This is a genomic window from Vibrio sp. Vb1729 (assembly GCF_033338655.1).
Taxonomy (GTDB): Bacteria; Pseudomonadota; Gammaproteobacteria; order Enterobacterales; family Vibrionaceae; genus Vibrio; species Vibrio alginolyticus.
Window position 1 is genome coordinate 296,173 of sequence record NZ_JAWOTB010000033.1, and the last position, 22,696, is coordinate 318,868.

Annotated in this window: 27 protein-coding genes; 15 read left to right on the forward strand and 12 right to left on the reverse strand. The window is 45.0% G+C overall.

Features of this window, described 5'->3' with window-relative positions; genetic code table 11:
- Positions 1-77: 77 nt before the first annotated feature.
- The 4 genes from R7E29_RS16005 to R7E29_RS16020 are packed head-to-tail and all read right to left on the reverse strand — an operon-like array spanning position 78 to position 2,929.
- A complete protein-coding gene (locus R7E29_RS16005) occupies positions 78-518 on the reverse strand; it encodes a DUF2069 domain-containing protein (protein ID WP_005380407.1) in 441 nt (146 codons plus the stop codon).
- A gap of 22 nt (positions 519-540) precedes the next feature.
- Positions 541-1,110, reverse strand: a complete 570-nt coding sequence (gene wrbA / locus R7E29_RS16010) for an NAD(P)H:quinone oxidoreductase (RefSeq protein ID WP_053304481.1) — start codon at positions 1,108-1,110, stop codon at positions 541-543.
- Positions 1,111-1,461 (reverse strand): arsenate reductase (glutaredoxin), encoded by a 351-nt coding sequence (gene arsC / locus R7E29_RS16015; RefSeq protein ID WP_005380410.1) that lies wholly within the window; start codon positions 1,459-1,461, stop codon positions 1,111-1,113.
- 16 nt (positions 1,462-1,477) lie between these two features.
- Positions 1,478-2,929, reverse strand: coding sequence for a tetratricopeptide repeat protein (locus R7E29_RS16020; protein ID WP_005394337.1), 1,452 nt, complete (start codon positions 2,927-2,929; stop codon positions 1,478-1,480).
- A gap of 257 nt (positions 2,930-3,186) precedes the next feature.
- On the opposite strand from R7E29_RS16020, the gene R7E29_RS16025 reads away from it, so the two are divergent.
- Together R7E29_RS16025 and R7E29_RS16030 are read left to right on the forward strand one after the other, a co-directional pair.
- A complete protein-coding gene (locus R7E29_RS16025; protein ID WP_005380414.1) occupies positions 3,187-3,423 on the forward strand; it encodes a sulfurtransferase TusA family protein in 237 nt (78 codons plus the stop codon).
- A gap of 1 nt (position 3,424) precedes the next feature.
- Entirely contained in the window at positions 3,425-4,498 is a 1,074-nt protein-coding gene (locus R7E29_RS16030) for an AI-2E family transporter (protein WP_005389843.1), read from the forward strand.
- Between the two features lie 77 nt (positions 4,499-4,575).
- On the opposite strand, the gene bcp is transcribed toward R7E29_RS16030, so the two are convergent.
- On the reverse strand, positions 4,576-5,046 hold the full coding sequence (gene bcp, locus R7E29_RS16035; protein WP_005380418.1) for a thioredoxin-dependent thiol peroxidase: 471 nt from the start codon (positions 5,044-5,046) through the stop codon (positions 4,576-4,578).
- Positions 5,047-5,062: 16 nt separating this feature from the next.
- Positions 5,063-5,605 carry a glycine cleavage system protein R gene (locus R7E29_RS16040; protein WP_005380420.1) on the reverse strand — a complete coding sequence of 181 codons (543 nt, stop codon included), beginning with the start codon at positions 5,603-5,605 and terminating at the stop codon, positions 5,063-5,065.
- A 474-nt stretch (positions 5,606-6,079) separates the two neighbouring features.
- Between R7E29_RS16040 and dapA the strand changes: the two genes are divergently transcribed.
- Positions 6,080-6,958 (forward strand): 4-hydroxy-tetrahydrodipicolinate synthase, encoded by an 879-nt coding sequence (dapA, locus tag R7E29_RS16045; RefSeq protein ID WP_047102853.1) that lies wholly within the window; start codon positions 6,080-6,082, stop codon positions 6,956-6,958.
- 80 nt (positions 6,959-7,038) lie between these two features.
- Positions 7,039-8,058 carry an outer membrane protein assembly factor BamC gene (bamC, locus tag R7E29_RS16050; protein ID WP_005380424.1) on the forward strand — a complete coding sequence of 340 codons (1,020 nt, stop codon included), beginning with the start codon at positions 7,039-7,041 and terminating at the stop codon, positions 8,056-8,058.
- A 106-nt stretch (positions 8,059-8,164) separates the two neighbouring features.
- On the opposite strand, the gene R7E29_RS16055 is transcribed toward bamC, so the two are convergent.
- The 4 genes from R7E29_RS16055 to R7E29_RS16070 are packed head-to-tail and all read right to left on the reverse strand — an operon-like array spanning position 8,165 to position 10,583.
- Entirely contained in the window at positions 8,165-8,368 is a 204-nt protein-coding gene (locus R7E29_RS16055) for a DUF2897 family protein (RefSeq protein WP_005380425.1), read from the reverse strand.
- The gene (locus R7E29_RS16060; protein ID WP_054576283.1) at positions 8,365-9,063 is read right to left on the reverse strand and encodes a M15 family metallopeptidase; all 699 of its coding nucleotides are present in this window, start codon (positions 9,061-9,063) and stop codon (positions 8,365-8,367) included. The genes R7E29_RS16055 and R7E29_RS16060 overlap by 4 nt, the downstream gene beginning before the upstream one ends.
- 14 nt (positions 9,064-9,077) lie before the next feature.
- Positions 9,078-10,214 (reverse strand): succinyl-diaminopimelate desuccinylase, encoded by a 1,137-nt coding sequence (gene dapE / locus R7E29_RS16065; protein ID WP_054576282.1) that lies wholly within the window; start codon positions 10,212-10,214, stop codon positions 9,078-9,080.
- An 18-nt stretch (positions 10,215-10,232) separates the two neighbouring features.
- On the reverse strand, positions 10,233-10,583 hold the full coding sequence (locus R7E29_RS16070) for an ArsC family reductase (RefSeq protein WP_005387724.1): 351 nt from the start codon (positions 10,581-10,583) through the stop codon (positions 10,233-10,235).
- Between the two features lie 291 nt (positions 10,584-10,874).
- On the opposite strand from R7E29_RS16070, the gene R7E29_RS16075 reads away from it, so the two are divergent.
- Positions 10,875-11,162 carry a helix-turn-helix domain-containing protein gene (locus R7E29_RS16075; protein WP_005380433.1) on the forward strand — a complete coding sequence of 96 codons (288 nt, stop codon included), beginning with the start codon at positions 10,875-10,877 and terminating at the stop codon, positions 11,160-11,162.
- A 34-nt stretch (positions 11,163-11,196) separates the two neighbouring features.
- On the opposite strand, the gene R7E29_RS16080 is transcribed toward R7E29_RS16075, so the two are convergent.
- Both R7E29_RS16080 and R7E29_RS16085 read right to left on the reverse strand, forming a co-directional pair.
- On the reverse strand, positions 11,197-11,529 hold the full coding sequence (locus R7E29_RS16080) for a DUF4156 domain-containing protein (RefSeq protein ID WP_005380435.1): 333 nt from the start codon (positions 11,527-11,529) through the stop codon (positions 11,197-11,199).
- Between the two features lie 3 nt (positions 11,530-11,532).
- Positions 11,533-11,886 carry a DUF2956 domain-containing protein gene (locus R7E29_RS16085; RefSeq protein WP_005380437.1) on the reverse strand — a complete coding sequence of 118 codons (354 nt, stop codon included), beginning with the start codon at positions 11,884-11,886 and terminating at the stop codon, positions 11,533-11,535.
- A 144-nt stretch (positions 11,887-12,030) separates the two neighbouring features.
- Here R7E29_RS16085 and R7E29_RS16090 point away from each other — a divergent pair, with 144 nt between their 5' ends.
- From R7E29_RS16090 to R7E29_RS16135, 10 genes are all read left to right on the forward strand, one after another.
- Complete coding sequence (locus tag R7E29_RS16090) at positions 12,031-12,516, forward strand: DUF2919 domain-containing protein (RefSeq protein ID WP_025768263.1); 486 nt, start codon at positions 12,031-12,033, stop codon at positions 12,514-12,516.
- 46 nt (positions 12,517-12,562) lie between these two features.
- Positions 12,563-13,465, forward strand: a complete 903-nt coding sequence (locus R7E29_RS16095) for a Dyp-type peroxidase (protein WP_054576281.1) — start codon at positions 12,563-12,565, stop codon at positions 13,463-13,465.
- 146 nt (positions 13,466-13,611) lie between these two features.
- Positions 13,612-14,751 (forward strand): flagellin, encoded by a 1,140-nt coding sequence (locus R7E29_RS16100; protein ID WP_054576280.1) that lies wholly within the window; start codon positions 13,612-13,614, stop codon positions 14,749-14,751.
- A gap of 263 nt (positions 14,752-15,014) precedes the next feature.
- Positions 15,015-16,148, forward strand: coding sequence for a flagellin (locus R7E29_RS16105; RefSeq protein WP_005380447.1), 1,134 nt, complete (start codon positions 15,015-15,017; stop codon positions 16,146-16,148).
- A 288-nt stretch (positions 16,149-16,436) separates the two neighbouring features.
- Positions 16,437-17,567 (forward strand): flagellin, encoded by a 1,131-nt coding sequence (locus R7E29_RS16110; protein ID WP_005380449.1) that lies wholly within the window; start codon positions 16,437-16,439, stop codon positions 17,565-17,567.
- A gap of 92 nt (positions 17,568-17,659) precedes the next feature.
- Positions 17,660-18,094 carry a flagellar protein FlaG gene (gene flaG, locus R7E29_RS16115; protein ID WP_005384493.1) on the forward strand — a complete coding sequence of 145 codons (435 nt, stop codon included), beginning with the start codon at positions 17,660-17,662 and terminating at the stop codon, positions 18,092-18,094.
- A 21-nt stretch (positions 18,095-18,115) separates the two neighbouring features.
- Positions 18,116-20,110, forward strand: a complete 1,995-nt coding sequence (gene fliD, locus R7E29_RS16120) for a flagellar filament capping protein FliD (RefSeq protein WP_047102855.1) — start codon at positions 18,116-18,118, stop codon at positions 20,108-20,110.
- Positions 20,111-20,113: 3 nt separating this feature from the next.
- Positions 20,114-20,419 (forward strand): flagellar protein FliT, encoded by a 306-nt coding sequence (locus tag R7E29_RS16125; RefSeq protein ID WP_005380456.1) that lies wholly within the window; start codon positions 20,114-20,116, stop codon positions 20,417-20,419.
- Between the two features lie 12 nt (positions 20,420-20,431).
- Positions 20,432-20,842, forward strand: coding sequence for a flagellar export chaperone FliS (gene fliS, locus R7E29_RS16130; RefSeq protein WP_005380457.1), 411 nt, complete (start codon positions 20,432-20,434; stop codon positions 20,840-20,842).
- A 287-nt stretch (positions 20,843-21,129) separates the two neighbouring features.
- A complete protein-coding gene (locus tag R7E29_RS16135; RefSeq protein ID WP_005384490.1) occupies positions 21,130-22,596 on the forward strand; it encodes a sigma-54 dependent transcriptional regulator in 1,467 nt (488 codons plus the stop codon).
- The last annotated feature ends 100 nt before the right edge of the window (positions 22,597-22,696 follow it).

The following is a 22,696-nucleotide window of genomic DNA, read 5'->3' on the forward strand; positions in this document are numbered from 1 at the left end:
AAGAGTCGCAATAGCGACTCTTTTTGTTTTCTAAATTCGTATTCGAACCAATGATCAGTGATTGACTGCGATTGGCGTTATTTATTGAATTTCGCTTTTTCTTCTTTTTCTACTTGAGAGAGGCGTTTCAACTTAAGGCCTAGCTCTTTGCCTCTCGCTCTAGCAAACAAAATATTGCCAGCGAAACCGAGTGAAGTCAGTATCAGTTCCACTGCCGCAAGCCAGCGTTCACCCCCATCCACATAGAGGATGGTCAGCGCATGCAAGAAATACAACATAAGAACAAAGTTAGCCCAAGCATGAGTGTAAGGCTTACCAGCTAAAATACCAGGCAACGGAAGTAGTAGCGGAATACACCAAGCAATAGCAAGTGTTGTGCTGCTGAGGTGAGGGTGAGGGGATAACGCAAGCTGCCAAATAGCGACCCAGGCTAATAAGGCTAAGTTGCCAAATAAAGCCAGGTAACGATAGGTTTTAGCCTGTGTACCGAGTGGTGTTTGGTCTAAAGAGTCAGACATCGATTAACTATCCTTGATTTTACTAACAGACTTTTAGTTTTAACGCTGCAGTTGCCAGCCTTTTGCCTAATTGTTGTGCCAGGCGAATCTCTTCACTGCTTAGGGTTGCCTCATGGCCTACACTGCTGGCGCCATACGGAGTGCCTCCGGACTGCGTAGTGTGTAACTCTGGCTCGGAATAAGGAATGCCCAAAACCATCATCCCATGATGCAATAAAGGGGTCATCATGCTTTGTAACGTTGTTTCTTGACCACCATGCATTGAGGACGAAGAGGTAAAGACACAAGCAGGCTTATCGATTAAGTCACCACTGACCCATAAAGATGTAGTCTGATCCCAGAAGTGCTTTAAAGGCGCAGCCATGTTGCCAAACCAGACGGGACTGCCAAACGCTAGACCGTCGCACGTTTTTAGTTCCTCTAGAGTAACAATTGGATCAGAAGGGGAGTGTGAGTGAGGTGACAGTTCTTCAACTGTACGCAAAATTGCATGGCATTGAGGAGTCGATTCGACTCCTCTTGCTATTTGTCTTGCCAGTTGTTTTGTCGAGCCATGACGGCTGAAATACAAAATAAGGATCTGGCAATCCATTTATAAAATATCCAACACTTGCTCTGGTGGGCGACCAATTTTTGCTTTGCCGTTAGCAACGACTACCGGACGCTCAAACAACTTTGGATTTTTCGCCATTGCTTCGAATAATTGCTCATCGCTGACGGAGTCTTCGCCTAAGCCAAGCTCTTTATATTCACTTTCTTTAGTGCGCATCATTTCACGTACAGATGAAAAGCCAAGCTGGGCGTACAGCGCTTTTAGTTCATCCACGTTAAGTGGTGTGTCTAGGTATTTGACGACTTCCGGTGTAACACCATTTTGCTCAAGCAGTTCAAGTGTTTGACGGCTCTTTGAGCAACGAGGGTTGTGATAAATCACGACTGACATGGTTTTCTCCATTTCGTTATTGTAATGCCATGAATCGATCTCTTTGGATCATGAGTTGGTCGATACGGGCATCGTATCGCGCTTGCTCTAAGCTGCCCAACTTGGCCATTTTACTTGCTTCACTATAATATTGAATCGCTTTATTCCAATTTGCTCGCAATGCCAAAATTTCCGCTCGAGCAGCCAACTCTTCATCGCTACGCCCCAGCGCGTGGTAGCTCTTCGATATTAGGTGCCAGCCATTTGTATCTTCAGGATAGTCATGAGTGTATCTTTGAAGAACTCGCGTGGCTTGATCGTTTTTATTGTCCTCAAGTAGCGCATTGGCGTAGTTAATGGTCAATACTTTATTTTGAGGGTTACGAGATAATGCTTTGCGGAGCATCTCGGTTGCTTTTTCTGGCTGCTTCTTCTCGATGTATAAATCCGTCATAGCGTCCAAGTAAAACGGGTTACTTGGGTCTTGTTCCAGTAACTTTTTCAAAATTGGTTCCGCTTGAGATAAGCGTTTATTGTCTAAATGCACGAGTGCTCGACCATAATCAAAAGCAGGTGTAATGTCCGCAGAGGCTTTCTTTTGGGTTCTCTCAAACCAGCTCAGGGCGGCTTGTCCATCAATGCCAGCGTAACGAGCCACAATGCGCGCGCGAGCTAGATGATAGTCTATTGAAGGCACAACACGCATTGGAGGATAGGTTCTTGCTCGCGCACGGCTATCGGTAATTCGATCTTCAGGCAGAGGGTGAGTCAGGAGCATTGGTGGCGGTTTACTCGCATAACGATACTCATCAGCAAGACGGCCAAAAAACCTTGGCATTGCTTGAACATCAAAACCGGCTTTTGCTAGTGTCGAAATACCAAAGCGATCCGCTTCTTTTTCGTTTGCACGAGTGTAGTTGATTTGACTTTGCATGTTTCCCGCGGTTGCTGCTGTAATTGCAGCCATCCCCGCTTCGGGTGAGGCAATTGAAAGCAGTAGTGCCCCCGCAAGTGCGGCTAATGTGGCCGGAGAGCGGCGTGCTTGTTCTTCCATACTCCGAGCAAGATGACGTTGTGTGACGTGCGCTATCTCGTGAGCGACAACAGAGGCCAGCTCACTTTCTGAACGAGCATGAAGAAACAACCCAGAATGCAGCGCTACATAGCCACCAAAAAACGCGAACGCGTTGATATTACGGTCGCGAATCATAAAGAAGTGGAACGGCGTTTTTACATCATTCGCATTGGCCACTAATTTGTGCCCAAGAGAGTCAATATATTCATTGATGACAGGGTCATTAACGATAGGTTTACTGGCTCTGAGCATACGCATATAGGCGTCGCCATAAATCAACTCTTGGTCTATTGAAAGCGTGCCACCAGCAGCTGTGCCAATGTCTGGCAAGTCAATGCTATTGGCATAAGTTGTCGGCGAACTGATGGCAGCAGCAAGACATAAGCAAACTAGCGAGCGAGTGCGTTTTAACATACGTTTAAAAGGTTCTCCAAAATACATAAGCATGTGGTTACAGGTCGAGAGCCCATTAACAGCGCCACATACGTTTTGGTTATCCGTGAGGATATAAGCTAACAGTAAGACCGGAAATAAATGAATTGGTTTCGTAAATTATTTTATATCCGAGCTATTTCAGCATGTGGTTAAATCATGTCAGAAGTGCTAGCACCAGCTCAAAAAGCCGTTACAATACAACCCTATCATAAGTGCAGAGCAATACAATGGAATCCATGTTACTTGATTTGCGTGAGCAACGTTGTCCTATGGCACTGTTACTTGCAAAGCGTCATGCTGCTGAGGTCTTTCAAGGAGAAGCAAAGCAGTATCATCAACTTGTCATTCAAGTGGTGGACAACAGCTCTAAACGAGACATTGTGAACTATCTTAGTGCCCAAGGGTACTCGGTTGATTGCCAATCTACATCAGAGCACTACACATTGACTGTCTTCAATAAGGAATCCGCATAAGATGTTTGAAATGGTTAGTCGTTGGTATAAACGACGTTTCTCTGACCCTCACGCAGTAAGTCTCGTCGCGATCTTGCTGTTTGGCTTTATCACCATTTACTTCTTTGGACACTTGATTGCGCCATTACTTGTCGCGATCGTTTTGGCTTATCTACTTGAATGGCCAGTTGTCAAAATGTGTCGTATGGGCGTGCCGCGCACTTTGTCGGTTATTATCGTGATCTTGGTCTTTGTCGGGTTAATGTTAATTGCGTTGTTTGGCTTGGTTCCGACGATTTGGACTCAGGTCGGTAATCTAATTAACGATATTCCGAACATGTACAACGGGCTACAAAAGTTTATTGTCACATTGCCAGAGCGCCATCCTGAACTAGCCAATTTAGAAATAGTAGAAACCGTGGTGACGAACGCCAAAAACCAAGCACTGGGGCTGGGTGAAAGTGTCGTCAAAGGGTCGCTTGCTTCATTAGTTAGCATTGCAACGCTAGCGGTATATTTGATCTTAGTGCCACTCCTTATCTTCTTTTTGCTTAAAGACAAAGAAGAAATGCTGCGAATCGCAAGCGGTATTCTGCCGAAAAACCGTAAATTGGCGAATAAAGTTTGGCATGAAATGAACGAGCAGATATCAAATTACATTCGCGGTAAAGTGTTAGAGATTTTAATCGTGGGCGGTGTGAGCTACGTAACTTTTGCCCTTTTAGATCTTCGTTACTCGGCGTTGCTTGCCGTAGCCGTTGGTCTATCGGTTTTGATTCCTTATATCGGTGCGGCGGCTGTTACTGTACCTGTTGCTATCGTTGGTTTGTTCCAATGGGGTTTAACGCCTCCGTTTTATTGGTTGTTGCTTGCTTACGGTATTATCCAGGCGCTGGATGGTAATGTGTTGGTTCCTGTTCTGTTTTCCGAGGCAGTAAACTTACACCCAGTTGCTATCATTGTGGCTGTATTAGTCTTTGGTGGGCTGTGGGGTTTTTGGGGGGTGTTCTTCGCCATTCCTTTAGCGACATTAGTCAAAGCCGTATGGCATGCATTACCAAGCACGGAAGAAAACGAACCTGTCGAACAAGAGTAGTTGTTACCAAAGGTACGATGGTTAAAAGAAAGCCCAGCAGTTTGCTGGGCTTTTTGTTTGTAGAAAAACAATAGCGTTTAAGCGTTTTCGTTTAAGTAGTTTAATACGACTTCGTGGTGATCTTTGGTTTTGAACTTGTTGAACACATGTTCGATCACGCCTTCTTCATTGATCAGAAAGCTAATGCGGTGAAGACCGTCGTATACTTTGCCCATGAATTTCTTTTCGCCCCAAACGCCGAACTGGTCAGCAACGGCATGGTCTTCATCAGAAAGCAGAGTGAAGTTTAAATCATCGCGCTCGATGAACTTGCCTAGGCGCTTTACAGGGTCGATGCTTACGCCGAGTACCACCACGTTATGTGCATCGAGTTCAGCTTTGATGTCACGAAGGCCTTTTGCTTGTGTAGTACAACCCGGCGTCATCGCCTTAGGGTAAAAGTAGAAAAGTACTTTCTTGCCTTTAAAGTCTTCAAGAGAAACGGTATTTCCGTCTTGGTCGAGCAAAGAGAAGGCTGGCGCTGGCGAGCCTGCTGTCAGCGTATTCATTTTGATTTCCTTTACTTTATAGTGTGTTTTTAATGAAATTCAGAGAACCTTGTACGTTGAGCGACTTACAAAGTTCATCGAAGTCTTCTTGTAACTGCATCAAATTAAAATCCGCGCTTACAGATGCAGTAATCGCAATGTGAAACTGGTCAGAATCGAGTTGAATTTTCGACTTGCTGATGGTTTGCGCGCTAAGAGAGTCTAAACCAATCTGCTGATCAGCGAAGAACTTAGTAAATTTTTCAGTTAACCCAGGGCGGTCTTCAGACTCAATAAACACTTCCATGGTGTAGCTGTTATCGAGCAGTTCGTGCGCCGCTGTGCGTTTCATGATCGTAATAAGGTCATGTTCTTGGCCAAGCAGGGGCAATTGCGTTTCAACTCGAGTCACGCTGCTGGCGTTCCCAGTCAGGAGCATGATCAGCGTAAATTCGCTGCCAAAGATAGCGATACGGCTATCGACTATGTTACAACCAGCTTGAGTAACGAGCTGTACGACTTGGTTACAAATGCCTGGACGGTCCGTTCCAACTGCTGTAAGTACCAGATGTTGCTTCATAAATGAGCTTCTTGTCCTTTATTCAATAGAGAGATGTTAGCACAGATATTGCGAAGAAATATCGAGCCAGTTCTTTTTAGTCTATAAAAAGCAGGAGGATGTTGAGGGGAGTGGTGGGAAATAAACAGTAAATGCAGGCTGTAGGATAAACAAAACGTTTGCATGATGTGCTTGCCTATTGTCTGGCCGTTTTATTCACTTAGATCTGACTTGGCTAACAAGACCAAAGAGTATATTTTCCTTGCTTGTGCTCTTCAGTATTTTCCAAATCACTGATAGATTCTAAAGTCACTCGAAAGCCCAACACGATTATCAATATTGCCGTTAATCAAACCAAATAGAGCAATTAAGTTGCTAGACCTCTAACAACTGGTAATTATTCATTCATTTGTACTTTGTAAGCGAGTTTACGCTCTTGTGTTTTTCAATCGCATTACAGTACCATGCAGAAAGAGTTAAATGAGGGAGATAAACATGTTTTCAGGAAGTATCGTAGCGCTGATTACGCCATTCAAAGCAGATGGCGAAGTAGACTTTGACGGTCTGCAAAAGCTAGTAGAGTACCACGTTGAAGCGGGTACAGACGGTATTGTGGCAGTAGGCACAACAGGTGAGTCAGCGACACTGACCATTGAAGAGCATGTAAAGGTCGTTAATAAAACTGTTGAGTTTGCCGACGGTCGCATCCCTGTGATTGCTGGCACGGGTGCAAATGCAACCCATGAGGCAGTAACATTTAGCAAATTACTGGCTGATTCTGGTATTGCTGGCTTCCTGAGTGTGACACCGTATTACAACAAACCAACTCAAGAGGGTTTGTTTCTACATTACAAGGCAATTGCCGAAGCGAGTGATGTGCCTCTAATTTTGTACAACGTACCAGGCCGTACTGCTGTTGATATGCAGCCAGAAACAGTGGCACGCTTGTCAAAGCTTGATAATATCGTAGCTCTAAAAGATGCAACGGGCGATTTGGAACGAATTGCAATTCATCGTGAACTTTGTGGCGAAGATTTTATCTTACTAAGTGGCGATGATGCGACAGGGCTGGATTTTGTGAAACTTGGCGGCAATGGTGTTATCTCGGTAACGAACAATATTGCAGCTAAAGACATGGCAGACATGTTCCATTTGGCAAGTGAAGGTAAGTACGAAGAAGCAGAAGCGATTAACCAACGCTTGATGACTCTACACAAAAACCTTTTCATCGAAGCAAGCCCTATCCCAGTAAAATGGGCAGCGCAAAAGCTTGGTTTGATTGAAGAAGGTGGTTTGCGTCTTCCTTTAACTACGCTTTCTGAAAAATCGCAGCCGATCGTCGAGCAGTCGCTAACAGACGCCCATATTTATTAAGATTGAGCTATTAAGATTGAGTTACTAGGATTGAAGTTCATACTGGGGGCCAAAGCGCCCTCGGTGTTTTAGGAGTATAGATGAAGCTTTCAAGCCAGTTAGTGTTAAGTTCATTAGCTGTATTCGTATTGACTGCCTGTTCAGGTGGTGCCAATCAACGTCGTCAAGCAAAAGATGACTTCGAGTATTTGAACTCCCCAAATTTGGGTGAGTGGAATGTCCCACAGGGTGCACAGCCTCAGTTTTACCCTAACTACGAGATCCCTCAGGGTAACTACGCTGGTGGTGTCGGTAAAGATGTCGACATTCGTCCACCTCAACAAGTCCTAGAGCTTATTCCCGGTGCACGTTTGGACCGCAGCAGTGATGGTGAAGTGACACTTTGGCTACTTCGTAAAGATGAACTAGATAAAGTTTGGCAAACGGTGCAAAACATGGTCGCGGCTAACGAGATTCCAGTTGAAAGCCAAACAGACTCTCGCATCGAGACAGGGTGGGTGACTTGGGATTCGCCAGATGAAGAGCTAGAAATTGGCAGCCGATATGAAATCGTACGCGCTGAAGCAAACGGTCGACACGGCTTTAAGGTGAGCCTTATTGACTGGCGTGAAGGCAATCAAGTGAAAGAAGTAACGGCGACCAACCGTGAGCGCTACAATGTGTTCATGACGAACTTGGTCACCGCTCGCTACGATCAAGAAGTGCGTGAAGAAGCACAGCGTAAAGCGCAAGAGTTGGTTAAACAGATCCCAATCACAATGGGTAAAGACCGCAGCGGACTTCCTGTGATTATCGCGCGTGCGCAATACAACATGCTTTGGCAACGTCTGCCTAATATTCTACCTAAGATGGGCTTTAAGATTGAAGAGCGTAGCCAGTCTCAGGGTACAATCACTGCGAAATATGCGTCTCCGGATGATGAATTCTGGAACGATATCGGCGTTAAACCAGTGGAGTTAGCCGCTGGTAAGTACACATTCTTACTTGGTGATTTAGGCAACCGTACGTCTATCAATATCACCGACTCCTCTGGCAAGCCAGTAGAAGAAGAGTTTTTGAAATCACTAGCGCCTGTATTGGCTGCAACAGTGAAGCAGTAAACAAAGCGAGCTTAACGCGGCGTGTTTACTTAATGATAGAAAAGGGACCTAGTGGTCCCTTTTTTGATGTTTAGATTAAATGTGTCGAGATGAAGCTGGTGAGTAACTAACGAGGCTCGTTTTTGTTTTTATCTTCTTCAGCGTAGCGCTGTTTATCCAATGTGTTCAGCTTATCTAAATCGTTCTTACGGCTTTTATCCATCTGACCAAACTTCATTTTTGCGGTGTATTTGAGTGCTGCAATATTACCAATGACCACGCTCAACACTACAATAATAATGACCCAAGGATTGGTTAGTATTTCTATCATAGAGCCTCCGGCGGCGTGATATTGTGAATAAATTTGGCAACGACGTTATCCAAATTATTCAGTATGACGTCAATCCCTGCAATGTTGTCGGTCTGATTTTGTTTAATCAACTGGCTTCTGAGTACATCAAGCGTCAACTGCTCGAGACATTGCTGCCCGACAGCGCGGTGACTAATGTGCCAAGGCTCAATCGAAACGCCACCTAAATCATGCTGATAAGGAAAGAAGAAACCGAACCGACCAAGGTTGGCTTTTAACCATTGGTAGAACGCCTGCTGGTGGCCTTCAAGATACTCCCAAGGTTCCAACTTGAGTGTTGTGTCAGCAGGCAATAAATTGCGCGCATAGACATCAAAATCACAACCCCAATGATGACGACTTCCTCCGGGCAATGCCGACCAGCGCAAAATGGCCATCAATTTCTCTTCGTCATTTAACTCTGCTTTATTCAAAGGGCGGGAGTTGACGTCGAGAATTGGCAACTCACCAGAAAACTTCCCGTTCCAGATGGCTTTTTGGCGATTAAAGTCACGAAAACCACTGGCGATTTCCATTTTGAAACCTGCTTCGGTTGCGGCATTAATCATCTTCAATAAGTCATTGACTACTTTAGGGTGAAGCATAAATGCCTTTTGCCCCACTAGTGTGGATTGAAGATGGGAATCAGTGATTCCGGTGAGTTGCTCTGGTGTCATTGTGTTCTCGCTGATTACTTCGCCAATAGGTGTTTCAACGTGTTTTCGTACATGTCCGTCAACTTTTCAAGATCGTCGACTTTCACACACTCGTTCACTTTATGAATCGTAGCGTTAACAGGGCCTAACTCTACGACTTGACCTCCCATTCGAGCAATAAAACGACCATCAGAAGTACCGCCAGTTGTAAGTAGCGCTGGCTTCGTATCATTGACTTCGGCCACAGCAGCTACAACTGCGTCTAGCAGTGCGCCCGTATCGGTCAGGAATGGGTCACCGTTGAATGTCCATTTTAGGTCGTAGTCCAGCCCATGCTTGTCCAATGTTTCGGTAACACGCTGAACAATTGCGTCATTGTTAAGCTCAGTACTAAAACGTAGGTTGAACTGAACATGGAACTCGCCAGGAATAACATTAGACGCACCAGTGCCAGCCGATACATTCGGGATCTGGAAACTAGTCGGTGGGAAGTAATCATTCCCTTTGTCCCATTCTGTCGTCGCGAGTTCATGAATCGCGAGTAGAGACTCGTGCACTGGATTGCTGGCTAGGTGAGGGTAGGCCACGTGACCTTGTGTTCCTTTTACCGTTAAATCACCAGTGATGGATCCACGGCGTCCATTTTTCACTACATCGCCAACTACGTCGGTGCTGGATGGTTCACCAACAATACACATATCGATGTTCTCACCACGTTCCATCAACGTTTCTACAACGCGAACGGTACCATTGATAAATGGCCCTTCTTCATCTGACGTAATCAAAAAGCCAATTGAGCCTTTGTGGTCTGGGTTTTCTTCAATGAAGCGTTCGACAGCAACGACCATAGCAGCTAGCGACCCTTTCATGTCAGCTGCGCCGCGGCCATGCAAGTAACCATCAATAATGGTCGGTTCAAACGGATGTGTATTCCAGTGTTCCAATTTGCCAGCTGGTACCACATCGGTGTGGCCAGCAAACGCAAATAGCGGCGCTTCTGAACCACGTCGAGCCCAGAAGTTCGTGGTGTCTTCAAATACCATCACTTCAATTTCAAACCCGAGTGCTTTTAAGCGCTCGATCATCAAATCCTGACAACCTGCGTCTTCCGGCGTTACGGACTGTCTACTGATCAGATCTTTAGCAAGTGCCAATACTGGACTGTCTGTCATCCTTGAGTATTCCTTTATTTAAGAGTTGAAAATGCTAGCGTATTGATCAGCTTTAAAACCGATATGAAGCTGATCATTCACTTTTAAAATTGGGCGTTTAATCATCGCAGGGTTTTCTACCAAAAGAGCGATGGCGCTTTCCTCGTTAAGTGTGTCTTTCTGCTCTTGCGCTAATTGGCGGTAGGTTGTGCCACGTTTATTGAGCACCTGTTCCCAACCTAAAGCGCGACAAAATTCACTTACCATTTCTGCATCAATGCCTTGCTTACGGTAGTCATGGAAGTCGTAAGCAATATCCTCGGCTTCTAACCATTTCTTGGCTTTTTTGATCGTATCGCAGTTGGGAATACCAAACATGGTAATCGACATAGTGTTTCCTTTTTCTTTGTTCTACTTTTCACTGGCGCGGTTAAGACGCACTTAAGTGATTTGGGCTGTTAAAGCATCCTATCAAGAAGCAATCAAACTGACAAAATGCGGTGGAAAATATTTTCAGATAGATTGAGATAACTAATGTCACATAACTTATTTACGATGAATGCGCTATAAATCGAATAAAAATTCGTCTAAATCAAATGGAAAAGTCGAGTTATTGATCAAACGCAACACCTCGCTGAGCAAAAACGAAATAATGAATCAGCACAATTTTAGGAGGTGTCAATGGAATTGAGTCCTGTTTTTGCAAGGCGGCTATATTTGGCCTTGTTGGTGGAAAACCTAGAAAGGCCGAATGTGCCAAAGTTGATCGAAAAAACGGGGTGGCCTCGTCGTACTATTCAAGATGTACTCAAGGCGTTACCTGGGATCGGCATTGAACTCATATTCGTTCAAGATGGCCGACGTCATAATGACGGCTATTATCAACTTTCAGATTGGGGGCCTTTTGATAGCCAATGGGTTCTAGAGCGGGAGAGAGATATCGCTAGCAGTCTTGGATTTCGTGCATAAGCCAGCAATTGCTGGCTTTTTTCATATTCAGGCCTCATCCATTGCAGCGGTAAGCGGAACCCAGCACGCTAAATGAAGTGATAAAATCTTGTGGGGAGACCATAAAAACGGTGTCCGCATCGATAGCCGCTGCATTGTTTTTTAAATCGTTCATCGCGCCTTGCATCATCGCGTCATTAGTCATGAAAATGTAGTTATACCAATGGCCTTCACTTCCGGTGACTTCGCCTTTGTATTCGCATCGCTCAGGGTCGAATTGCGCGTCAATGCGAATATGAACATCTTGACTTTGAGCATGAGTAAGGTGAGAAGGCATCGTGCAACCCGTTAGAAGCACGACAAAAAGTCCAAGTAACAGGCGTTTCATTAGCTATTTCCCCAATACTATGTAAGCAGCAAAGCCAATCCAGCTCAGGACAAGTAGTGTCCAAGGCAGTTTGCTTGATGAATGGTTTGGCGCATCGTCGGTGATATTGTCTTGTTCGATAATCTCTTCATGCTGACGTTGTTTTTCACGTTGCTGTTTTTTCTTCGCTTTATCGGCTTGGCGGTTGCGCTCTTTTTGTTGTTTCTTATATTGCGCGATGCCTTTTTCGATACCTTGAGCGATGAGCTTGGTTTGCTCTTTAGTTTGGCCGGGCTTTTGCGTGGATTTAGCAATTCTCATCGCTTCGGCTTGTGTTTCTTGAGAAGGCACAGGGGTGGCAGGAGTTCTTTTTTTCATGTTTCTCATCAACGTCGCTGTAAATCTTTGTTTAGTTTACCTGTGTAAGGTGCTGAAATGAACTTCAGTTCTCATCTTTGTTGGCTTGCAACTCTGAAACGATAGGTTAAAGTGACGTTTTTATCACATAAAGAAGAAGATGTTGTGCGCTATTCGTTTGACCAATATGACGCTCATGGATTTTTAAAGGCGCCGATCATTTTATGGGTGGGATGGATGTTTCTTGTGCGTTCATGGGTGGTGTTTGCCATGGCTGGTGTAAGTCGTGATAGTGGCAGTAAGCTACTCGCTATTGTTTACCCAGATTCAAGTACGTTGTATTTAGGTTTGGCGATGGGCATTCCAAGTTTGCTTCTTATGTGGTTAATGGGGCTTCGTCATCCCGACAGAGGATGGGTAAACAGAATTACTCGCTATGGTCGCGAGATCACTTTGATCTTGTGCGGTATTCAACTTGCTCAGACCATGTATCATGTGTACCTAGAACATGGAGTGTTTAATTGGGCAAACGCCCTTACCATTACCTTATTAGCTTGGTTTATGATCTATCTTCTAAATGGAAGATGGGTAAAAGACTGTTTTCATGTGCCACAATTGGCGCACGATGAACAGCAGCATTCAAAGAATTAAAAACAATAACTTCCCACTCTGGGGCAAAGTAATAGAGGAAACCTCAATGTCACAAGCTCAAACGGCGATCGTGCCAGAAGCCGGGCCATTTGCACTGTACACTCAACTCAAAGTGAACCAAAACCGTGAAAACGTATTAGAAAAACTGAAAGCACTACCAAAGTTGGTGGAAGAGTTAAACATTACCCAGCCGGGTGCAGCGCTGACGCTTTCTATCGCATTCACAAAATCGTTTTGGGAACACCTTAATGTAGACGCGCCAGAAGAGCTTATTGATTTTACTCAACTTGGCGAAGGTGACATCGTTGCTCCAGCAACAGACGTAGATGTACTGATTCACTGTCACTCGACTCGTCACGACTTGCATTTTTACGTGTTGCGTAAGTTCCTAGAAGAGACGGCACAAGATGTCACCATTGTGGACGAAACATATGGGTACCGTTACCTTGATGCTCGTGATATGACAGACTTCATTGATGGCACAGAAAACCCGAAAGGGGAGGCTCGCGCTGATGTGGCTCTAGTAAAAGAGGGCCCATTTGCTGGAGGCAGTTATGTTATGGCTCAGCGCTTTGAACATAACCTTGCCGCTTGGAATCGATTGAATGTCAAAGCGCAAGAAAAAGTGATTGGTCGTACCAAACCAGACTCTATCGAGCTAGAAGATGTTCCTGCTGCGTCGCACGTTGGTCGGGTTGATATCAAAGAAGAAGGTAAAGGTTTGAAGATTGTTCGCCACAGCTTACCATACGGGACGGTGACCGGAGCTCACGGTCTGTTGTTCATCTCTTACTGCAATACACTTCATAACATTAAAGTGATGCTAGAAAGTATGTACGGCGTAACAGATGGTAAAACAGACCAAATGCTTCGTTTCACAACAGCGGTAACAGGTGCGTACTTTTTCGCTCCTTCGCAAGAAATGCTCGCAGAGCTAGCCATCAAGTAAGTTCTCAGACTTTATTTCTTAAGCCCTCCAATTAGAGGGCTTTTGTTTTCTATTTCTATTCCAATCTCTTTTCAAAAAACACTAAACTTTTCTGTTACTTGGTCGATAAGTATCCAAAGCCTTAATTTATTTGGAGTCTGTGTCTCGTGGCGATCACCGTTAATACCAATGTAGCAGCACTTGTCGCACAGCGTCATTTGACCAGTGCAACTGACATGCTGAACCAATCCATGGAGCGTTTGTCTTCAGGGAAGCGTATTAACAGCGCAAAAGATGACGCGGCGGGTCTGCAAATCTCCAACCGTCTGCAATCGCAAATGCGTGGTTTGGATGTCGCGGTACGTAACGCGAATGACGGCATTTCCATCATGCAAACTGCGGAAGGCGCGATGAATGAGGTGACCAATATCATGCAACGTATGCGTGATTTGTCGCTACAGTCAGCCAATGGTTCAAACAGCAAAGCGGAGCGCACTGCACTGCAAGAAGAAGTTTCTGCTTTAAATGATGAGTTAAGTCGTATTGCAGAAACGACCTCCTTTGGCGGACGTAAATTGCTGAATGGCACATTCGGTACATCGTCTTTTCAAATCGGAGCAACGGCTGGTGAAGCGGTACAAATTGGCCTGCGGACCATGCAGCCGGAATCTTTAGGTAGCTTTTCAATGAGCTCATATCAAAGAGTCAGTTCAGATTGGACGGTTCAAAACGGAAATAATGAAATTGTTATCAGCTACCGTGATAACAATTTTGAAGAGCAGGAGATCCGTATTGAAGCTAAAGCTGGCGACGATATAGAAGAACTCGCGACTTACATTAATGGGCAAACCGATAAAGTGAAAGCGTCTGTTAATGAGGAGGGGCAACTGCAGTTACTCATGTCCCACAAGGACGCCATAAAATACCCTGGACCAACCTTCAGTGGTGGCCTGGCTGATGAGTTAGAACTTGGCAAGTATGTCACCGTAAATAGAACGGTAGATAGTATTGATATTAGCACGGTCGGTGGCGCTCAGATGGCGGTCGGCATTTTAGATGATGCTTTGAAAACGGTAGATGGCAGTCGTGCGGAGTTAGGCGCGTATCAAAACCGCTTTAATCACGCGATCAATAATCTCGATAACATCCGCGAAAACTTAGCTGCTTCCAACAGTCGTATCCAAGACACTGACTACGCGAAAGAAACCACGCAAATGGTGAAGCAGCAGATTTTACAACAGGTCAGTACTTCTATTCTGGCGCAAGCAAAACAAGCGCCAAACCTAGCATTGACCTTGCTTGGCTGATGAATGGCCTTGCCCGAATTTAACGCAAAACCTGCCTGTATCGACAATTCGAAAAGAAGCTTTAGCGAAAAATGAAAGTTTTTTTGCTTTTTTATCCGCTTTGTCACGATTACCCCTCCAAACGAATTATTTTCAAAAAAATCTAAAATTTTCTCTAAAGAAAACAGGGCATGCGCCGTTAATAAAAGTAACTTTGAGAGAACTACTTGGTTTTCCGAGACGTCGGAAACCGCTACACCGGAAAATCAATTGGAGAAATCACCATGGCAGTGAATGTAAACACTAACGTATCAGCGATGACCGCTCAGCGTTACCTAAACAACGCAAACTCAGCTCAACAAACTTCTATGGAGCGTTTGTCTTCAGGTTTTAAAATCAACAGCGCAAAAGATGACGCTGCGGGTCTACAAATCTCGAACCGTTTGAACGTACAAAGCCGTGGTTTGGATGTAGCGGTTCGCAACGCGAACGACGGTATCTCAATTGCACAAACTGCTGAAGGTGCAATGAACGAGACCACTAACATTCTTCAACGTATGCGTGATTTGTCTCTGCAATCAGCAAACGGTTCAAACTCGAAAGCAGAGCGCGTTGCGATTCAAGAAGAAGTGACCGCACTCAACGACGAACTAAATCGTATCGCAGAAACAACCTCTTTCGGTGGTAACAAGCTACTAAACGGCACACACGGTGCGAAATCGTTCCAAATCGGTGCGGATAACGGTGAAGCAGTGATGCTTGAGCTAAAAGACATGCGCTCAGACAACAAAATGATGGGCGGTGTGAGCTACCAAGCTGAAAGTGGTAAAGGTAAAGACTGGAACGTTGCTGAAGGTAAGAACGACCTAAAAATCAACCTAACGGACAGCTACGGCCAAGAGCAAGAAATCAACATCAGCGCAAAAGCGGGTGACGATATCGAAGAGCTTGCGACTTACATTAACGGCCAAACTGACCTAGTGAAAGCGTCAGTAGACCAAGACGGTAAACTGCAAATCTTCGCTGGCAACAACAAAGTTGAGGGCGAGGTCGAGTTTTCAGGCGGTCTATCTGGTGAACTAGGTTTGGGCGAAGGTAAAAAAGTGACGGTAGATACTATTGACGTAACCTCAGTCGGTGGCGCACAAGAATCTGTTGCAATCATCGATGCGGCACTGAAATACGTAGACAGCCACCGCGCAGAGCTGGGTGCATTCCAGAACCGTTTCAACCATGCAATCAGCAACTTGGACAACATTAACGAGAATGTGAACGCGTCGAAGAGCCGTATCAAAGATACAGATTTCGCGAAAGAAACGACGGCAATGACCAAATCACAAATTCTATCGCAAGCGTCAAGCTCAATCCTTGCGCAAGCGAAACAAGCGCCAAACTCAGCGCTAAGTCTGCTAGGTTAATTTCAAACCTAAGACGAGAACCTCATTGGCTCGTGGTGAGAGATGAGCGAGTAAACCCAGCTTCGGCTGGGTTTTTTTCTGCCTTTAAAAGAGCGAAGGTATTCATCAACGGCAATATTAGAGCTTTATCACACTTCAGTAAGCCAAAGAAAATAATCGCAAAAAATTGAAAATTTCTCCTAAAGGATATGCATACGTCGCCGTTAAAGGGACTGAGAGAAATGAGATGTACCTAAGTGAGGTGAGAGACACGACGGTACATTCACTAAAGCCTTAAGGAGATCAATTATGGCGATTAACGTTAATACTAACGTTTCTGCGATGACTGCACAGCGTTACCTGAACCAGGCAGCTGACGGTCAACAAAAATCTATGGAGCGTTTGTCTTCGGGTTACAAAATCAATAGCGCGAAAGACGATGCTGCAGGTCTACAGATTTCAAACCGTTTGAATGCACAAAGCCGTGGCCTAGATATGGCAGTGAAAAACGCAAACGACGGTATTTCTATTGCACAGGTTGCTGAAGGTGCAATGAATGAATCTACCAACATCCTACAACGTATGCGTGATCTTTCGCTTCAATCGGCGAACGGCTCTAACTCAAAAGCAGAACGTGTAGCGATCCAAGAAGAAGTAACAGCGCTAAACGACGAGCTAAACCGTATTGCTGAAACTACCTCTTTCGGTGGTAACAAGCTTCTAAACGGTACTTACGGTACTCAATCTTTCCAAATCGGTGCGGACTCAGGTGAAGCAGTGATGCTTTCTATGGGTAACCTACGCTCAGACACTTCAGCAATGGGTGGTAAGAGCTACGCAGCAGAAGAGGGTAAAGACGCATCTTGGACTGTTGGTGAGAAAACAGAGTTCAAAATGAGCTACACCAACAAGCAGGGTGAAGAGAAAGAGCTATCAATCAGCGCTAAGCAAGGCGATGATATTGAACAGCTAGCGACATACATCAACGGTCAAAACGATGATGTAAAAGCCTCTGTTGGCGAAGATGGCAAACTACAAGTATTTGCTTCTTCTCAAAAAGTTGAAGGTGATGTTGAGTTTTCTGGCAACCTAGCAGACGAGATCGGCTTTGGTGGTCCGAAAGACGTAACAGTGAAAGACATCGACGTAACCACAGTAGCTGGCTCTCAAGAAGCAGTAGCGGTTATCGACGGCGCTCTTAAGTCCGTAGACAGCCAACGAGCTTCACTCGGTGCTTTCCAAAACCGCTTCAACCACGCAATCAGCAACCTAGACAACATTAACGAGAACGTTAACGCGTCTAAAAGCCGTATTAAAGATACTGATTACGCGAAGGAAACCACTGCGATGACTAAGTCGCAAATTCTTCAGCAAGCAAGTACTTCAATCCTGGCTCAAGCGAAGCAGTCTCCATCTGCAGCGCTAAGCTTGTTGGGCTAAGTGGTAAACCCAGCCTGAGGTCAACACCTTAGTGCTGGGGCACCAAAGCGATAGATTCTATCGTTAGCCCATAAGGTGGAAGGGAGATTGTAATGGATATATCCTCCTACGCATCGAACATCCAGCCTTACGGCACGCCAAATGGCACAAAGTTTGCAAATAAAAATGGCAATGATATAGGCACGTCTAGCCCAGCAAATTCAAATGGTGAGATTTCGCCGCAAAAAGCGAAAAACACCGAATACGACTTCTCTGTTCAAGCTGCGATCGAGATGGCTGAAAGCCGTCAAGAACTGAACAAAGAAGAACGTGAAAAATTGGTCGCACAAATGAATGAATTTGTAACGTCCATAAACAAAGGAGTCGCATTTCGAGTGGATGAAGAATCCGGACGAGATGTGGTGACGATTTATGAAGCCAATACCGGTGACGTGATTCGTCAAATTCCTGATGAAGAAATGCTAGTGGTATTGCGTCGCCTAGCTGAGCACACAGCCAACAGCGGGTTGTTGACTGAAAAAGTGTAAGTCGTTTTTAGAGGTGATTTGATGAGTTTAGGCCCTTTGGGGATGTCTGGCGGCATGGATATTAATTCCATGGTCAGCAAAATTGTGGATGCCGAACGCGTACCAAAGCAGCAACGCATCGACAACGAACGCACGACAATTAATGCCAGTATCAGTGCTTACGGACGACTCAGAGAATCATTGGATACGATGAAAAATCTCATGGCGAACTTTCGTCAGGAGAAAGCATTTGCCGTTCGCACCGTCGAAACGACCAATGACAATATTGTATCTGCCACGGCAACCACAGATGCTATCGCTGGCAAATATGCTATCGATGTGTTGCAGCTTGCTCAGAGCCATAAAGTCGCTTCTGACGTATTGCCAGAAGACGCAAAATTTGGCCCTGGTAAGCTGCAGATTTCGCTTGGTGATGAGCGTTTTAATATCGATGTTCGTTCCCGATCTAAGCTCATCGATGTCGTACGTGGCATCAATGGCGCTAAAGATAACCCTGGCGTTCGTGCATCTCTTATTAACGACGTCGAAGGTCCACGCCTTATCCTTGCTTCTAACCTCTCTGGTAAGGATCATCAAATCAGAGTCAGTGTGGAGGCAGAAAAAGGCAACCCTCTTAAATATTTCGAATACCAAACACTTGAAGACCGCGTCAACGCGCTTGAAGAAGCTCGTTCAGCGGCGGAAGATGTCTTAGGTCCTCTTAAATTTCCGGAACAACCAGCAGAAGAGCTGGATGCAAACGGCAATCCTCTACCTCCAGAAGAGCAAAAAGCGGCAGACGATGTACAAGATGATGCATCGCAAGCGCCAATCTCTGCGGCGGGTGCAGAAGCAGCCAAAGCTGGTCAAGAAGCCATTGATGAAGCCAACCGACGCGCGAGTTTACGCCCTGAAGACAGAATTCCAGGGTGGACAGAAACTGCGTCAGGTACTTTGTTGGACTCTTATGAAGAACCAGAGCTCGAACTCGACGAAAAGGCAATAGAGAAGGCACCAGATGTTCCAGGCTGGAATAATGCCGCATCGGGCACCCTAACCGATTCTTACGTTACGACGAAAGAGGCTAAGCAGCTTCTTGAGCAAGAAAAAGCGGAAATCGAGCAAAAAATTGCGAGTGAAAAGCAAGCGTTAGACGAAAAAGTGGCACGTGGTGAACTTTCCGAAGCGCAAGCTAAGCAAATTCATCGCGCTAAACTTGATCCTCAAGAACGTGAGCGTCTGGAAAAAATTGATGAAGCAGAAGCGAAAATCGCAAAGGCACAATCTGCTTTTGAAGAATACCTTGGGATGACAGAAGTACAAGCAGGGCAAGATTCAGAAGTTCTGCTTGATGGAGTGGCAAAGCTATCTAGCCACAACAATGTGATTGAAGATGCGATCGAAGGTGTTGATTTAACGCTAAAAGGCAAATCAGAACCGAATAAACCGCCTGCTGAAATTGGTGTCGAGTACGACCGTCAAAGTGTACGCAACGATATCGAAAACTTTGTGGCAGCGTATAACTCGTTTTATCAAACCTCCCAAGCGTTGGCGAGTGTGGATCCGGTAACTGGTCAAAAAGGGCCGTTGTCAGGTGACAGCACCGTACGCAGTGCAGATTCACGATTAAAATCGGTCTTTTCTACTCGAATCGATAAGGCGCCTGAAAACCTAAAGTCCTTAACAGAATTTGGCATTACGACCACACGTCAAGGCACCCTAGAAATCAACTATGACATGCTAGATCGCCAGTTGAACAATAACTTCAACGAGTTAGAAAAGTTCTTCGGTGGCAACACAGGTTTTGCTAAACGAGTAGAAGATGCGATTCACGGTATCACAGGTATTACAGGCAGTATTCGTACTCGAGAAAAAAGTCTCACAGAACAAAACTACCGTTTGAGTGACGATCAAGCGGCATTAGATCGCCGCATGGAAAGCCTAGAGAAGCGTACTCATGCGAAGTTTACCGCGATGCAAGATGCAACCGGTAAAATGCAAGGCCAGTTAGGCGCTTTGATGAGTGCGTTGGGTTAATAAATGCAAAAAGAACTCATGGAAATTAGTGATATAGATCAACTAATTACGCAAGAATTAGAAAAAATTGATTTTAATGCTGAAGAAATTCTTCGCTTGGTCGATATCAGGGAACGGTTATTGCAAAACCTGTTACCAATTATTCATCAAAATCCTTTGGTTAAGCAGGATGCAGAGTGGCAAGCGTTGCTAACTCGTACCAAAAGAATTGTCGAGCTGATGCAATCGGAAACGTCAAAGGTCGGAAAAGAGCTCCATAAGTTTCGTTATGGCCAGCGTTCACTTCAGCAGTACAAAAAATTTATTTAAAAGAGGATTACTATGCGCGGTTCTTTGCAAGCATACAAAAAGGTATCAGTCGACAGCCAGCTTAGCGCGGCTTCTCCGCACAAAGTCATTCAAATGCTTATGGCTGGTGCGATTGAGCGCCTTATTCAAGGTAAAGCAGCCATGCAAGCAGGCAATATTCCAGCAAAAGGTGAGCGCTTGGGTAAAGCGTTAGACATCATTATCGCGCTACGCAGCTGTCTATCTATGGATGACGGTGGTGATATTGCTTCAAACTTAGATTCACTGTATGAGTTTATGATCACGCAAATTTCTGCTGCTAACCATCAAAATGAGCCTCAGCTGATCGACGACGTTATCGACATTATCCGTGAGATCAAGTCCGCTTGGGACCAAATCCCAACAGAGTTTCATAATCTTACCGCTGCTGAAGTTGGTATTTAATAGTCAAAACAATGCGTTAAGATACTAGACGAATATATTTGTCAATTGCGCAACGAGTTGTATAGCAAAGTTTCTATCAAGCTCACACCTCTCCATTGCTTGGTTGCCTTATTTTTATATTCAAATAAAATAGAAGCCATTAGTAGCCCTAATGGCTTTTTTGTTGCTGATTTTCCTATTTTGTCTATCGTAAATTGAGTGTGGTGGTTCTGCCTTCTTTAGCACCCAATTGCGCAAATCAAGGTTTGGCCGCAACGCACCTAAAATAAAGGCAATCATTCTTACTTATGCATGGTTTGGCAAAGCTGCTTGTAATTGATGATGACGCATCAAGTCGTTTAAATTTAAGCAATATATTGGAATTTGTTGGAGAAAATTGCGAAGCGGTCAGTTCTGATCAGCTCAGCGATGTTGATTGGTCTAGCGTATGGTCGTGCTGTATTGTTGGTAATATTCCAGCAGGTCAAGCGGCGAGTACGGTTATCTCTCATTTAAACAGCGCTTACCACATCCCTCTTCTAGTCATGGGCCGTTTTCCTTTGCCTGTTGATGATCTTCCAAATTTTGTTGGTGAACTAGAGCTGCCGCTTAATTACCCACAGCTTAGTGAAGCGTTACGCCACTGCAAAGATTTTCTGGGGCGAAAAGGAGTGAATGTTGTTGCTAGTGCACGCAAAAACACGCTTTTTCGCAGCTTAGTTGGTCAAAGTAGAGGTATTCAAGAAGTTCGACACCTGATTGAGCAAGTATCAAACACGGAAGCAAACGTGTTGATATTAGGTGAGTCCGGTACAGGTAAAGAAGTTGTTGCGCGTAACATCCACTATCACTCTTCATACCGCGATGGCGCATTTGTACCTATTAACTGTGGTGCAATACCGCCTGAGCTCCTAGAAAGCGAATTATTTGGTCACGAAAAAGGCGCGTTTACTGGTGCGTTAACTGCCCGTAAAGGTCGATTTGAGCTCGCAGACGGTGGCACTATCTTTCTTGATGAGATTGGCGATATGCCAATGTCGATGCAAGTAAAGTTGCTTCGTGTATTGCAAGAACGCTGCTTTGAACGTGTAGGTGGCAATAGTACCATCAAGGTAAATGTTCGAGTTGTGGCGGCGACACACCGTAATCTAGAAAATATGATTGAAGAAGGTACGTTCCGAGAAGACTTGTTCTATCGTCTGAACGTGTTTCCAATTGAGATGCCAGCGCTGAAAGAGCGCAAACAAGATATACCATTGCTGCTGCAAGAACTGATGACACGTTTAGAGGCGGAGGGCGGACAACCTATCTGCTTTACACCTCGTGCAATCAACTCACTGATGGAGCATAACTGGCCGGGCAACGTACGCGAGTTGGCTAATCTTGTTGAGCGAATGATTATTCTGTATCCAAATAGCTTGGTGGATGTAAACCATCTACCAACCAAATATCGCTACAGTGACATCCCAGAGTTCCAACCAGAGAGCAACCCATTTGTTTCGGTGGAAGAGCAAGAGCGTGATGTATTCCAAGATATCTTCTCTGAAGATTTTAGCTTTGAAGATCAAGACGACCTTGATCACAGCATGAACGCCCCGCAAGCGCTGCCACCGGAAGGGGTTAATTTGAAAGAGCTGCTGGCTGATTTAGAAGTTAATATGATCAGCCAAGCATTAGAAGCGCAGGGTGGCGTTGTAGCAAGAGCGGCCGACATGCTGGGTATGCGACGTACTACGCTGGTGGAAAAAATGCGTAAGTACAACTTACAGCGCTAGGTAAAGTGAAGTTTTAAGACGATATCTGAATAATCACTTGGGCTGGTTAACATCGTTTTTCTGGCATCCAAAACCGTTATCTCTGAGTGTCAACTTATTG

Coding starts and splice junctions, on each gene's coding strand:
- R7E29_RS16005 (WP_005380407.1), bottom strand. CDS start 518: ATGTCTGACTCTTTAGACCAAACACCACTCGGTACACAGGCTAAAACC.
- wrbA (WP_053304481.1), bottom strand. CDS start 1,110: ATGGATTGCCAGATCCTTATTTTGTATTTCAGCCGTCATGGCTCGACA.
- arsC (WP_005380410.1), bottom strand. CDS start 1,461: ATGTCAGTCGTGATTTATCACAACCCTCGTTGCTCAAAGAGCCGTCAA.
- R7E29_RS16020 (WP_005394337.1), bottom strand. CDS start 2,929: ATGTTAAAACGCACTCGCTCGCTAGTTTGCTTATGTCTTGCTGCTGCC.
- R7E29_RS16025 (WP_005380414.1), top strand. CDS start 3,187: ATGTTACTTGATTTGCGTGAGCAACGTTGTCCTATGGCACTGTTACTT.
- R7E29_RS16030 (WP_005389843.1), top strand. CDS start 3,425: ATGTTTGAAATGGTTAGTCGTTGGTATAAACGACGTTTCTCTGACCCT.
- bcp (WP_005380418.1), bottom strand. CDS start 5,046: ATGAATACGCTGACAGCAGGCTCGCCAGCGCCAGCCTTCTCTTTGCTC.
- R7E29_RS16040 (WP_005380420.1), bottom strand. CDS start 5,605: ATGAAGCAACATCTGGTACTTACAGCAGTTGGAACGGACCGTCCAGGC.
- dapA (WP_047102853.1), top strand. CDS start 6,080: ATGTTTTCAGGAAGTATCGTAGCGCTGATTACGCCATTCAAAGCAGAT.
- bamC (WP_005380424.1), top strand. CDS start 7,039: ATGAAGCTTTCAAGCCAGTTAGTGTTAAGTTCATTAGCTGTATTCGTA.
- R7E29_RS16055 (WP_005380425.1), bottom strand. CDS start 8,368: ATGATAGAAATACTAACCAATCCTTGGGTCATTATTATTGTAGTGTTG.
- R7E29_RS16060 (WP_054576283.1), bottom strand. CDS start 9,063: ATGACACCAGAGCAACTCACCGGAATCACTGATTCCCATCTTCAATCC.
- dapE (WP_054576282.1), bottom strand. CDS start 10,214: ATGACAGACAGTCCAGTATTGGCACTTGCTAAAGATCTGATCAGTAGA.
- R7E29_RS16070 (WP_005387724.1), bottom strand. CDS start 10,583: ATGTCGATTACCATGTTTGGTATTCCCAACTGCGATACGATCAAAAAA.
- R7E29_RS16075 (WP_005380433.1), top strand. CDS start 10,875: ATGGAATTGAGTCCTGTTTTTGCAAGGCGGCTATATTTGGCCTTGTTG.
- R7E29_RS16080 (WP_005380435.1), bottom strand. CDS start 11,529: ATGAAACGCCTGTTACTTGGACTTTTTGTCGTGCTTCTAACGGGTTGC.
- R7E29_RS16085 (WP_005380437.1), bottom strand. CDS start 11,886: ATGAAAAAAAGAACTCCTGCCACCCCTGTGCCTTCTCAAGAAACACAA.
- R7E29_RS16095 (WP_054576281.1), top strand. CDS start 12,563: ATGTCACAAGCTCAAACGGCGATCGTGCCAGAAGCCGGGCCATTTGCA.
- R7E29_RS16105 (WP_005380447.1), top strand. CDS start 15,015: ATGGCAGTGAATGTAAACACTAACGTATCAGCGATGACCGCTCAGCGT.
- R7E29_RS16110 (WP_005380449.1), top strand. CDS start 16,437: ATGGCGATTAACGTTAATACTAACGTTTCTGCGATGACTGCACAGCGT.
- flaG (WP_005384493.1), top strand. CDS start 17,660: ATGGATATATCCTCCTACGCATCGAACATCCAGCCTTACGGCACGCCA.
- fliD (WP_047102855.1), top strand. CDS start 18,116: ATGAGTTTAGGCCCTTTGGGGATGTCTGGCGGCATGGATATTAATTCC.
- R7E29_RS16125 (WP_005380456.1), top strand. CDS start 20,114: ATGCAAAAAGAACTCATGGAAATTAGTGATATAGATCAACTAATTACG.
- fliS (WP_005380457.1), top strand. CDS start 20,432: ATGCGCGGTTCTTTGCAAGCATACAAAAAGGTATCAGTCGACAGCCAG.
- R7E29_RS16135 (WP_005384490.1), top strand. CDS start 21,130: ATGCATGGTTTGGCAAAGCTGCTTGTAATTGATGATGACGCATCAAGT.